Source organism: Crystallibacter permensis, from assembly GCF_025960875.1.
Taxonomy (GTDB): Bacteria; Actinomycetota; Actinomycetes; order Actinomycetales; family Micrococcaceae; genus Crystallibacter; species Crystallibacter permensis.
In genome coordinates this window covers 141,917-154,036 of sequence record NZ_JAODLR010000005.1, presented here as the reverse complement: position 1 = coordinate 154,036, position 12,120 = coordinate 141,917, and the positions used below count along the sequence as shown (strand labels likewise).

Genomic DNA, 12,120 nt, shown 5'->3' with positions numbered 1-12,120 from the left:
CAGGTATCTGAACGTGCTGGTGCGACGACTTCGATGCTAGGGCACCGAGCATTCCCCGTTGCCTCGCACGATCGACGAAAGCGTTGCCGTGTCGCCGATGACGGCCAGCTGCTGCAGGTACTCCTCGGTGATCTCCGGAGCCTGTTCAGCCGGTGTCTCCGCCGGGGCTTCGGCGCCGCCGTCGTTAGCCGAAGTGTCCTCCGCGGTGCCGCCCGAATCCGCGCCGCCGTCGTTGTTGTCACCGGAGGAATCCGAACCGCTGTCCGGCTTGGAGCCCGCGTCGCCGCCAGCTTCCTTAGTCTCCTCTTCCTGGATGAACATCTCCTGAACACGAGGGTGGATCTGGCTGAAGTCCGGGAAGGTGACGAAGTTGTCCGAGGGGGTGCCGAAGTCCGGCGGGCCGATGGTCAGCCGCTCGATCTCCTGCCCCTTGGCCTTCATCGCCAGCGAGACGAAGCTGCCGAGCTGCTCGCTGGGAATGTCAGTCTCCACAACCTCCTCGCCGGCCGACGCCAGCTGCTGGAAGCGGGTCAGCACGGTGGCAGGGTCCAGCTGCTTGACCATCGCGGTCATCACGCACTGCTGCCGCTGCACGCGGTCATAATCGGTGGCGAATTCGCGCGAACGGGCGTACCAAAGCGCGTGGTAGCCGTCCAGCTCCTGCACGCCCGGGGCGATCCAGCCCTTCGGCGGGTAATGCTGGTTGGTGCCGGGGATGGTGCTGCTGGAAATGGGGACCCAGCCGCCGGCGTCCACGGTGATGCCGCCCATGGCGTCCACCAGCGCCTCGAAACCGCCCATGTCCACCAGCGCGTAGGCCTGGATTTCGATGCCGAGGATGCCGCTGACCGCATCCTTCATGGCCTCGGCACCCGGGTTTTTGGCGTCCGGGTAGAGGTGCGCGTAGTTCTGCTCCACGTCCACGTAGAGCGCGTTGATGATGCACTCGTCGCCGCAGTTGAAGCCATCCGGGTAGACCGCGTGCATGGGCGAGTCTTCCGGGAACGGGGCATTCTGGAAGTTGCGCGGAATGCCGAACATGACGGTCTGGCCGGTCTTGGCGTCCACGCTGACCACCTGGATGCTGTCCGGGCGCAGGCCCACACGGCCGGCCCCGGCGTCGCCGCCCATCAGCAGGAAGTTGTAGCGCCCGTCCACCGGATCGAATGCCGGCCGGGTTTCGAAGATGGTGCCGAGCGTGCCGCGCCCCACGTTCATCAGGTAAGCGCCGTAGCCCAGCGAGCCCGCGGTCAGCGCCATCAGCGCCACCAGGCAGACCGCCACAATCGGGCGCATGCCCGGCGCGAGCAGGCCGGGCCGGATGATCCGCAGCGTGTCCAGGAACAGGAACGCCCAGAACAGCGCCAGCGCCGCCAGCACAATGACCAGCACCAGCGAACCCCAGCGGTGGGTGGCGATGTTGACCAGCGTCGGCCAGTTCACCAGGGCCACGATGCCCGCGGCAATCAGCAGCGCCCACACGGTGAAGGTCACCCGCAGCGCCTTGCGGCCGAGGTCGCGGTTGCCCGCCACCAGCTGTGCACTGCCAGGGATGAACAGGGTCAGCAGCAGCAGGATGAACGCGCGCTTGGTCCGTACCGGTGCCGGCGCGCTTTGCGGGTAGCGGACCGGGTCGGTGACGCCGTAGCCGTCGTCGCCGTTGCGTTTGCCGCGGCGTGGACTGTCCTGGGGGGCGATGCGCGGCGTCATGACAATTTTGCCCGCAGGGCTTCACCCTTGTCGTACGCGCTCTGGCGCAGCTCAGCGGCGAAGTCGGCCAGCTGCGGCTGCAGCCGGGCGGCAAGGTCATCGGTTCCGGCGGCCAGCATCCGGACCGCCAGCAGCCCGGCGTTGCGGGCACCGCCGATCGAGACGGTGGCCACGGGAACGCCGGCGGGCATCTGCACGATGGACAGCAGCGAATCCATGCCGTCCAGCGTCTTCAGCGGCACCGGAACCCCGATGACCGGCAGCATAGTGACCGACGCCAGCATGCCCGGCAGGTGCGCGGCGCCGCCGGCCCCGGCGATGATGGCGCGCAGCCCGCGGCCCTGGGCCTCTTTGCCGTAGCGGATCATGTCCTCGGGCATGCGGTGCGCGGAGACCACGTCGGCCTCGTAGGGGATACCGAATTCTTCCAGCGCCGCGGCCGCAGCCTGCATGACGGGCCAGTCCGAATCGGAGCCCATGACGACGCCGACAATCGGGTTTTCGCTCATAAGTTGCCTTCCTGCGGGTCTGCACCGGCGCGCTGCGGGTCTGCCCCGTCGCGGATGATCGCGGCCACCCTCGCGGCCTTGGTGCGCAGCACGTCCACGTCCGAAGCGTGCCGGCCCACCACATTAACATGTCCGATTTTCCGGCCGGGACGGACCGACTTGCCGTAGCCGTGGACCTTGACGTCCGGCTCCGCGGCCAGCGCCCGCGGGTAGGCGCCGAACAGGTCCGTGTTGGCCCCGCCCAGGTAATTCTTCATCACGACGACGGCGCCCAGTGCCGCCGTATCGCCCAGCGGCAGGTCCAGGACCGCGCGCAGGTGCTGCTCGAACTGGCTGGTCACGCAGCCGTCCATGGTCCAGTGGCCGGTGTTGTGCGGGCGCATGGCCAGCTCGTTGATGACGAAACCCTGGCCCTGGCCGGGCGTCTCGAACAGCTCCGCGGCCATCACACCGGTAACGCCAAGCTCCTGGGCCAGGCGAAGGGCTGCCTGCTGGGCGGCCTCGGCCACCTCGGCGGAAAGTTCCTGGGCCGGGGCGATGACCTCGTCGCAGACGCCGTCCACCTGGATGGTGTGGGCCACCGGCCAGGCCTTGGCCTCGCCGGAAGGCGTGCGTGCCACCAGCGCGGAGAGCTCGCGGCTGAAGTCCACCTTGTCCTCGGCCAGCAGCGGTGTGCCGGTGAACCAGTCAGCGGCAGCCGCGGCAGCGCCGGCGTCGTCAATCATGCGCACGCCCTTGCCGTCATAACCGCCGCGCGGAGTCTTGAGCACCACCGGCCAGCCGGTCTCCTCGCCGAACGCGACCAGCTCCTCAACAGTGGAAACAGCGGCCCAGGCCGGGTTGGGCAGGCCGAGCTTTTCGACGACGCCGCGCATGATGAGTTTGTCCTGCGCGTGGATCAGCGCATCCGGCTGCGGCTGGACATTAACGCCCTCGCCGATCAGGGTCTGCAGGTGCTCGGTGGGCACGTGCTCGTGGTCGAAAGTCATCACATCCAGGCCCTGGGCGAACTGGCGCAGCGTGTCCAGATCCTTGTAGTCGCCTACCGGAGCCTTCGCCACGGCGGCCACCGCCGAGACGTCTTCGGCCTCGGCCAGGACACGGAGTTCAAAGCCAAGGGCTACTGCACAGGGAGCCATCATGCGGGCTAGCTGGCCGCCGCCAACAACGCCAATTACTGGAAAAGTCACGTAGTTAGCGTACCGAACCACATCCCCGATAGCCCTATTCCCGGCCGTGCGGCACTGCTAACCTTCGCTGACCCGGGCCGATGTCCTAGGAAACATTCAGCCGCCCGACTTAGAATGGGCCCTCGGTGCCCATCCGGCGCTACCCGTTGAGGAAAAGGATCCCGCTGAAGCTCATGCACAAAACGATGGCCGACCGCATCCGGGGTCTCATCTCGCTGTTCTGGCGGGAGGTGGCGAAGTTCGGGACCGTCGGCGGCGTGGCTTTCGTCATCGACAACGGCCTTTACTGGTGGCTGATCAACGGCCCCATGTCGGACAGCGAGGTCAAGGCCCGTCTGGTTTCGGCGTCGGTGGCCACGCTGTTTTCGTGGGTAGCCAACCGCTACTGGACCTTCCGCGACCGGCGGCAGCCAAATCCCGTCCGCGAACTGATCATGTTCGTAGTGATTAACGTCATCGGCATGCTCATTTCGGCCGGGTGTGTCTGGATTGCCAAGTACCCGCTGGACATCGAAGGCCGCACCGAGCTGCTGATCGCCGGCATCTTCGGCACCGTGGTGGCCACGGTCATGCGCTTCTTTGCCTACCGCTTCCTGGTCTTCAATGCCGAGCTGGATGCCGAGCCGGAGTTCGCGCACGACCACGAAATCTTCGAGCACGAGCACGTCGGTGTCGGGCATGACCGCGTTGAAGAAAACGGTGCAGGCCGAGCCAGTGCAAACGGTCAGAGCGGCGATGATCAGCCGCGCGATAGCCAGGCCCGCGATGGACACGTGGCCGGTCCCGGCCGCCGCCGTCCGGACTCCGGAAGCTCGTCCTAGCTACCTGAACCCGGCTCCCGCCGCCAACCTAGAGCTGTTCGGTGATCCGTTCGTTGGCCACCAGCTTCGCCGTGTCGTGAATCGACGGGTGGCGCAGCACCACGGTTCCGCCGCCGAGCCAGGTGGCCACGGCCTCGGTCAAGGTGGTGAACCAGTCCGACGTCGTGGGAATCAGGATGTTCCGGTTGACAGGCTCGCGGTGCAGCAGCGCATCAAAGGTGAGCGAGCCGCCGTCGTGCTCCAAGGCAGTTGCCGAGTTCTCGGCCGAACCCATGCCCATAAACACGTCGCCGTAGGAACGCACTTCGGCCGCGTAATCCAGCACGCCCTCGGGCAGCGCACCCGGCCAGCCCAGCGCCAGCGCTCCCTCGGCAACAGCAACCTGGTACGCCGGGCCGTCGCCCAGCTGGTCCAGCTCATTGCTAACGACGACGTCAGGCTCCGTGCCGCCGCCGTTCGAGGCAGCGTCCACAGTCAGCGTGGCGCCGGTCTGCCAGCCGGCCAGCGCCCACACCATGGACCGCCAATGCGGCGGCATCGCCAGCCGGATGACCGTGCCGGGCTCCGCGTCCAGTTCCTCCGAGAGCAGGTTTGCTGTTTTCGCCACCCAGTTGTCCAGCACCCTTCCGGAGAGCTCGACTCTTTCGCCATCCGGGCCGTACCAGATGAGCGCGGGGGAGGAGTCCGGGCGCAGGACTGCCAGCAGCTGGTCGATGGTGCTCACTGAATGCACGGGTGCTCCTTGAGGGTAGGACGGTTCGGATGCGCTTGCTTCCCAGCGTAGATCCGGCAGGCGCTTGCGTCGGCATCGGAGCGGGATTGCTTCAGTACGGGGATTCAGCGTGAGTGCGCAGCGAACGCCGGCCACGTACTTCTGCTATCCACAGATCACATCCGCCCCGCTGACACCACCGGCCACGAGTAGTAAATTAGGCTGCAGCTTGCGTATTCCTTGAGATAACGGGCTTTCCGGCGCGCCCGGCAACCCCGCCCACGCTTTCGGGCGTGGCGTGCACGCTTTTTAGCCGTCGGAGTAGATAGGATTCCCGCTTTGGCTTGACTTGGGCGACTTACACCCATGTAATTAGGTATCGGATTTGTAACAGCAATGAAGACGCAGCGGCTGTTATCGGGCCATTGCAAATCTGGCACCACGCTGGGACAACGACACCGGGAGGGCTCATGGGGCAGGCAGAGCGTATAACGGACCGTTCGGAATTAGAGGCACAGGCTTCAGTCCGGTACGGTTCCCGCGGCGTACCAGCGGACTGGTACGTGGATCCGGCTGATCCCACCGCGGCAGAGCGCTACCACGAAACAAGCCAGCAGTCTCTGGAAAACCAGGCCACCGCATTTCTCGCCGCGCATCAAGCACTTGCTGCCGACGTCGAGGATCTGCAGGCCGACGAAACACATGAATTGGCCGCTCCGCGCATCCTGCATGAGGTCGCGCCGCCGCAGGAACAGCCTGCCTGGATCGGTCTGCCCGGATTCGGTTCGGGCTTTGACGATGAGGGCGAGCTGGGCTGGCAGGCGGATGCCCTGTGCGCCCAGACGGACCCGGAGGCGTTCTTCCCCGAAAAGGGCGGCTCAACCCGGGACGCCAAAAAGGTCTGCGGTGCGTGCACCGTGCGCTCCCAGTGCCTGGAGTATGCCTTGGCCAATGACGAACGCTTTGGAATCTGGGGCGGTCTTTCGGAGCGCGAGCGCCGACGCCTAAGGAAGCGGGCAGTCTAATTCACCAGCAAGTTCGCGTTACCGCCGTTGTTGTCGCGCACAACGGCGGCGATTTCCTGCCCGAGACGCTCGCTGCCCTCAACGCGCAAACCCGGCCGGCTGACTTCCACATCGGCGTGGACACCGGCTCCACCGACGACTCGGTTGCGCTCCTGGAACAGACGCTGCCGGCGGGGAGCCCCGTGGTCAAAGCCTCTGCCCGGGCCGGATTCGGCACCGCGGTGCGCGTTGCCCTGGACGAGCTTAAGAACCACAAGAACGACGACGGCGTCCCGGCCGCTGTTGCGCCCGCCGCCTCCGTATCGTCCCCGGCTTCAGGCCAGGCGGACGCACTGGCCGAGGCTTCCCGCCCGGCAGTGGCGGGCCAGGAGGTTTCCCAGGTTGCGGCGGGGACCGCGGGCGGCGCATCTTCGGCTCCCGGCGGCATGGCTATGGACGCTTCCGCCGGCGCAGCTACGCCGCCTGTAGCTGCGTCCGGCCGCCGGGTGCAGGAATGGGTGTGGCTGCTGCATGATGACTCCGCCCCGGAACCGAACGCGCTGGAAGAACTGCTGCTCGCCGTGGAAACCGCGCCGTCGGTCACCATTGCCGGCTGCAAGCAGGTGGACTGGAAGAATCCGCGCAAGCTGATCGACGTCGGGCTGACGGTGACGCGCGGCGCCGAACGGCTGACCATGATCGACCTGGACGAGATGGACCAGGGCCAGTACAACGGCCGCAGTGACTTCTTCGCCGTGAACTCCGCCGGCATGCTGATCCGCCGCGATGCGTTCGAGGAACTGGGTGGCTTCGACCCCGCGCTGCCCGGCATCGGCGACGACGTGGACCTCTGCTGGCGCAACCGGCTGGCCGGCAACCGCGTAGTCGTGGTGCCGACGGCGACAGTGCGGCATGCAACCTCACGCGGCAACCCGCATGCCGCCGCCATGGCAGCCCGGCGGTCCCAGATCCACCTGCGGCTGAAGCACGCGGCGTGGTGGCAGCTGCCGTTCCTGTGGATCGGCACGCTGCTCGGCGGTTTCTTCAGCTTCATTATCAGCACCGTTGCCAAGGACCCGGGACACGGCCTGCGGCAGCTCCTGGCCACCTTGTCCGCCCTGTTTCGGCCGCGGGAATTCCTGCTGGCACGCAAGCAGGCCGGCGCCACCCGCAGGTCATCCAGAAGCATCATCAAGCCGCTGATGGTCAAACGGCAGGATGTTTTTGCCTACCGCCGCTCGCTGATGGAATCCGTCAGCGCCGAGCATGTGCTGGGGGACGGCACGGGCACCGACATCTCCGGCAGCTTCGAACCCACGGGCGGTTCCGACGAATTCGCATCCATGGCCTCGCCGCTACGGACCTGGGTCGGCACCGGCGCCGTGGCCGCCACCCTGATCCTGGCGCTGGTATCCATCATCGGCATGTTCGGCTTCCTCTGCGTTCCGGCGCTGGCCGGCGGCGCCCTCCTTCCGGTCTCCGCGGATCTGGGCGAGATCTGGCACAATGCCTCCGCCTGGTGGATCAGTCTCGGTTCGGGCATGCCCGGCCACGGTGATCCGTTCGGCTATGTGCTGGCCGTGCTGGCAATCCTCGCGCTGGGCAACGGCTCCGCCGCGGTCCTCACGCTGATCCTGCTGGCGATGCCGCTGGCCGGGCTCGCGGCGTGGGTGGCCGCCGGTGCCTTCACCCAGCGCCGCTCGCTGCGCCTCTGGGCAGCTTTCTTCTGGGCCACCCTGCCGGTTCTCCAGGTAGCCCTCGGCTCCGGCCGGCTCGGCGCACTGATCGCACACCTGATGATTCCGTGGGCCGTGCTGGGCCTGGTCCGCGCAAGCGGCTCCGCGGTGCAGCGGCTGAACCCGGATCCGCTCAAGCCCCGTCCCGAGGTCATCCGCAAGCCCGGCATCAACGGCATTCCGTCCTGGACCGCCGCCGCTGCCGCCGGTCTCTGCCTGGCCGTCATCACCGCTTCCGCCCCGGCGCTGCTGCCGGTCTTCATCATTTTCGTCGGCATCATCTGCCTCAAGCGCGGCCGGCGCGCCAAAACCGTCTGGTGGTCGCTGGTGCCGCCCCTGGCGCTCGCCCTGCCGATGTTCCTGACCGCGATCGACACCCCTCGGGCGCTGCTCGGCGACCCGGGCCTGCCGCTGTTCTTCGACGGCGCCCCGCTCTGGCAGCAGGTCATGGGCTTCCCCGTGGCGTTTGATCCCTTCGCCGGACTGGGCGCCTTCGGCTTCCTCGAGTCCCTGGGCCAAGGCCCGTGGGCGTTGGCCTTCGCGCTGATCACCGGCGTACCGATGCTGGTGCTGGCCGCTGTCGGCCTGCTGCTTCCCGGCCGCAGCGCCGGCGTTGCCCGCCTGTCCTGGCTGGGCGCGATCGTGACCCTGGCGGCCAGCTGGGTCTCCGCGATGATCGCCACCGCCATCGCCCCGGGAGCCATGGTGCCCCCGTTCACCGGCCCGTTCGTTTCGCTGGCGCTGTTCCTGCTCATGGCCGCCGCCCTGATCGGCGGGGACAGCGGCGTGCGGCGCCTGCACACCTTGAACGAGCCGCGGAAGGAACGCAAGGGTGCCTTCCGCGCCGTAGCCATTGCCGCCGTCGTTGTTCTGGCTGCCGGCCCCGTGCTTAATCTGGCGCACTGGCTCGTGCCGCAGCTGATCGCCGAGGAAACCGTCGCCGCCGAAGGGCGCACCCTGACCGACTTCGGCACCGACATGCAGCTCGAGCCCAGCCAGGCGCGGATCCTGCCCGCCACGGCCACGGACCGGGGGACCGGGCCCGAGCGCACCCGCTCGCTGGTGCTGAGCAGCGAGAGCGGTTCGATCAGCGCCGCCGTGATGCACAGCGGCGGCACCACCATGGACCAGCTGTCCCCGATCTACGCGGCCCGCTCCATTACCGGTGGTCTCTTGGACGCTGAACGCCGGGAGGACGACGACGCCACCGCGGCCGCCCGGAACGCGGTGGCCGTGATCGCCGCCGGCACCGGCGTGGACCCGCGGGAGGAACTGGCCCGGCTCGGTGTCGGCTTTGTGGTGGTCCAGCAGTCGGACAGTTCCGCGGAACTGCTGGCCAACCGGATCGATGCCGTACCCGGCCTCAGCGCCGTGGGCCGGACGGATTCCGGCTGGCTGTGGCGTGTGGTTCCGGACCAGAGCGGCGACGGCGAGGCCAGCAGCACCCTGACCAGCCGCGTGCGCGTGATTGACAGCACCGGGGCCCTGCTGCAGACGGTGCCGTCCTCCTGGACCAGCGCCGGAACCACCATTCCCGAAGGCAACGCCGGGCGCATGGTGGTCCTGGCCGAACGGATGGATCCAGGCTGGACGGCGACCCTCGACGGACAGCCGCTCGAACAGGCAGAGAACGGCTGGGCGCAGGCATTCAAGGTGCCCGAAGCCGGCGGTGAACTGCGGATCAGCTACACCAACCCGTGGGGCATCTGGGTAGCCATCGTGCAGATCATATTCCTCGGCATCACCGTGCTGCTGGCCGTCCCGATCCCGTCCCGGCAGCGCTTTGTGCCGCGGCGGATCGACCACATCAGAACCACCGGCACGGACAGCAGCCCAGAAGAACTGCGGATCGCCGCCCACGAGATCGACCGCGCCGACAGGCACAACGCCGACGCGGCACCTGCCACGGCAGGGAAGGAATCGTAGCCATGGCAGACAAGCCTGACAACCAGCCCGACGAGCAGCCCGGCCCTGCCGATCCGCAGGGTGCTGCCTCCGGGAAGGCCGATCGCGGGACCCGCAAGGGGCGCCGTGCCGCGAGGGCTGCCAAGGCTCAAGAGGCAGCGGCAGCAAAGTCGTCGGACGCAGGTTCGGCCCCGGCCGCCAAGACGAAGGCGTCTGCCCGGGCCGCAAAAACGACGGCCGTCGCTCCCGCAGCCAAGACGGAGGCGTCTGCTCCCGCGGCTGAGGCGGCTGCTGACGATGCCGATCCGACGGCGAGTGTAACGCCGCGCGCGGATGGTCGGGAAGGTGAGTCCGTGGCCGGCAAGAAGAACGGCCGCCTGGTTGGTCTTGCCGCCGGGCTGGGCATCCTCGTTCTCGGTACCGGCGGCATTGTCGCCGGCAGCGTCATGCAACCGCCCCGGGCCGCCGCCGAGCTGCCGCCCGTTTCGGCCGCCGTCCCGGCGGGCGAGTACACCGGCGTCTGCCCCGAGCCGCTGAAACTCCTGGACAGCTCGGCTGAAGAGGTGGATCCCGAGTTCAGCCCCGTCTCCAATACGGCGGAAACCCGGGCACGCGCCGTCGTTCTGAGTGACTTGGGCGGAACGGTGCCCGGCAGCGCACTGTTCGAACTCGGCTCGGACTCTGCGCTGCGCGAGATCGCGGAGTTCACCGGTGAGGCCGGGAGCACCGGCCGCAGCGAAGCAGGGGAGACGAAGGTCCTGGCGGAAGTGGTTCCCAGCCAGGACATTTCGGCTGCCACCGTACTGACTGTCGAGCCAATGGGGCAGCAGCATCCGCAGGCGGGCGCGACGATGACCTACACCGCAGAAGACGGCGACCTGCGCGGTCTGGCCGCGGCCAACTGCATGACGCCGTCGAACGATTTCTGGCTGCTCGGCGCCTCCACCACGGTGGGCAGCAGCGCCGTGCTCAACCTCTACAACGCCACCGAAACCGCGTCCACCGTGGACCTGGAACTCGTCGGTGCCGAGGGGCCGATCCAGGCCGCCGGCAGCCGCGGGCTGCTCATCGCCCCGGGTGAATCGAAGTCCATTGTGCTGGCGGGTCTGGCCGCCAACCAGGAATCGCTGGCCGTGCATGTCAGTTCCTCCGGCGGCCCGATTGTAGGCACCATCCAGCAGAGCATTCTGCGCGAGCTCACGCCCGGCGGCGTGGAGTTGCTGCAGCCGTCGGCTGGCGCGAGCCTGAGCCAGGTGGTCACCGGGATCGCGGTGCAGGACGAAAAAACCGCGCAGGAGATCCGCGGGCAGTCCGGGTACGGGAGTGCCTCGCCGGCCCTGAACGTGGTGGTTCCGGGCGCCAGCGACGCCACGGTGGAAGTACGCGTTTTCGGTCCGAAGGGCCAGGTGGCCCTGCCCGGCGGGGGCGTGTTCAACGTCGCCGCGGGTACGGTGTCCGCCATCCCGCTCGACTCGCTTCCGGAGGGAACGTACTCGGCGGAGGTGACCTCGGATGTGTCCGTAGTGGCTTCGGGACGGGTGAGCCGAGGCACGGGCGAAGGCGACCCGGTGGATTTCGGCTGGGCTCCGTCCACCGACCGGTTGGGCAGCGAACACCTTGCCATCGTGCCCGGCGGCGTCAGCTCCCGGTTCACGTTCATCGCACCGGAGGGCAACGCAAAGGTCAGCGTGACGCCAATCAGTGCGAACGGCCAGCTCGGCACCGAGCGGGTAGTCGACGTGCCGGGCGGAAGCACCGTCTCGCTGAACCCGAAGGCTAACGGTGCGGATCCGGCAGCCCTCCTGATCGGTGCCACCGGGGATCCGGTCTACGCCTCGCAGGTGGCCTTCACCGGCAGTTCGCCGAACATCTCGGTGTTGGCTGTTCCGCCTGGAACGCAGGGCAGGCAGAGCGTCCCGGTTTTCCTGGGCTACTGAGGCAGTTGGGCTACTGAGTCAGCAGGGCTGACTGGGTTAGGAGCGGGTGCGCCCGTAGCTGGGATCGACGGCCTCTGGGGCCATGCCGAGCAATTCGGCGGCTTGCTCAACCACGACGTCGTGCACCAGTTCCGGCAGCTCTTCCTTGCTCTCGGCCTCCCGCTCCACCGGACGCCGGAAGACAGTAACGACGGCGGGCCGTCCCGGAGCCGCGGGAGTGAAGCTGCCAAGGGGTGCGGGGCCGCCGGCGGCAACCAGTTCCTCCAGGTTCGGCGGGATTTCGGCGACCACGAATTGGGTGGCCTCGATGGGGTCCCCCCACAAATAGTGAAGCCGTTCCGCGGAGTCCGAGACCCAGCCTTCGAACCGTTCCTCCCGGGTGCGGTTGCCCGGCAGGTGGGCGGGCAGAAGCTCACCGCGCAGTCCACGCCCGTGGCGGTTCCGCCGTCGTCTTTCGAACGGCCTTGAACTGCCCCCGGACTGCGCTGCATCACTCAGCCTGACATTGAGCGACGAACCGTTTTTCATATATCGACTCTAATCCTGTGTGCGGACAAAAGCACTTCCGGAGCGTGCCGCTGCACGTTCTGCGGGAG

Annotated in this window: 9 protein-coding genes; 4 read left to right on the top strand and 5 right to left on the bottom strand. The window is 67.7% G+C overall.

What is annotated here, in order from left to right; translation table 11 throughout:
- Positions 1–36 precede the first annotated feature (36 nt).
- Genes B0G38_RS08115 through B0G38_RS08105 form a run of 3 tightly spaced genes read right to left on the bottom strand, consistent with a single transcriptional unit; the run spans position 37 to position 3,409 of the window.
- The gene (locus B0G38_RS08115) at positions 37–1,710 is read right to left on the bottom strand and encodes an LCP family glycopolymer transferase (RefSeq protein WP_264668967.1); all 1,674 of its coding nucleotides are present in this window, start codon (positions 1,708–1,710) and stop codon (positions 37–39) included.
- The gene (gene purE / locus B0G38_RS08110) at positions 1,707–2,219 is read right to left on the bottom strand and encodes a 5-(carboxyamino)imidazole ribonucleotide mutase (protein ID WP_264668966.1); all 513 of its coding nucleotides are present in this window, start codon (positions 2,217–2,219) and stop codon (positions 1,707–1,709) included. The genes B0G38_RS08115 and purE overlap by 4 nt, the downstream gene beginning before the upstream one ends.
- Complete coding sequence (locus B0G38_RS08105) at positions 2,216–3,409, bottom strand: 5-(carboxyamino)imidazole ribonucleotide synthase (protein ID WP_264668965.1); 1,194 nt, start codon at positions 3,407–3,409, stop codon at positions 2,216–2,218. Before B0G38_RS08105 ends, purE begins: the two co-directional genes overlap by 4 nt.
- Before the next feature lie 173 nt (positions 3,410–3,582).
- On the opposite strand from B0G38_RS08105, the gene B0G38_RS08100 reads away from it, so the two are divergent.
- Positions 3,583–4,230, top strand: coding sequence for a GtrA family protein (locus B0G38_RS08100; protein ID WP_264668964.1), 648 nt, complete (start codon positions 3,583–3,585; stop codon positions 4,228–4,230).
- Positions 4,231–4,258: 28 nt separating this feature from the next.
- Here the strand turns inward: B0G38_RS08100 and B0G38_RS08095 are convergent, their stop codons facing one another.
- Entirely contained in the window at positions 4,259–4,963 is a 705-nt protein-coding gene (locus B0G38_RS08095; protein ID WP_264668963.1) for a TIGR03089 family protein, read from the bottom strand.
- A 449-nt stretch (positions 4,964–5,412) separates the two neighbouring features.
- Between B0G38_RS08095 and B0G38_RS08090 the strand changes: the two genes are divergently transcribed.
- The 3 genes from B0G38_RS08090 to B0G38_RS08080 all read left to right on the top strand — a co-directional run bounded on the left by B0G38_RS08090 (position 5,413) and on the right by B0G38_RS08080 (position 11,524).
- On the top strand, positions 5,413–5,967 hold the full coding sequence (locus B0G38_RS08090) for a WhiB family transcriptional regulator (RefSeq protein ID WP_264668962.1): 555 nt from the start codon (positions 5,413–5,415) through the stop codon (positions 5,965–5,967).
- 116 nt (positions 5,968–6,083) lie between these two features.
- Positions 6,084–9,608 (top strand): glycosyltransferase family 2 protein, encoded by a 3,525-nt coding sequence (locus tag B0G38_RS08085; protein WP_264668961.1) that lies wholly within the window; start codon positions 6,084–6,086, stop codon positions 9,606–9,608.
- A gap of 2 nt (positions 9,609–9,610) precedes the next feature.
- Positions 9,611–11,524, top strand: a complete 1,914-nt coding sequence (locus B0G38_RS08080) for a DUF5719 family protein (protein ID WP_264668960.1) — start codon at positions 9,611–9,613, stop codon at positions 11,522–11,524.
- Between the two features lie 36 nt (positions 11,525–11,560).
- Here B0G38_RS08080 and B0G38_RS08075 read toward each other — a convergent pair whose 3' ends face one another.
- The gene (locus B0G38_RS08075) at positions 11,561–12,052 is read right to left on the bottom strand and encodes a metallopeptidase family protein (protein WP_264668959.1); all 492 of its coding nucleotides are present in this window, start codon (positions 12,050–12,052) and stop codon (positions 11,561–11,563) included.
- Positions 12,053–12,120: the final 68 nt, after the last annotated feature.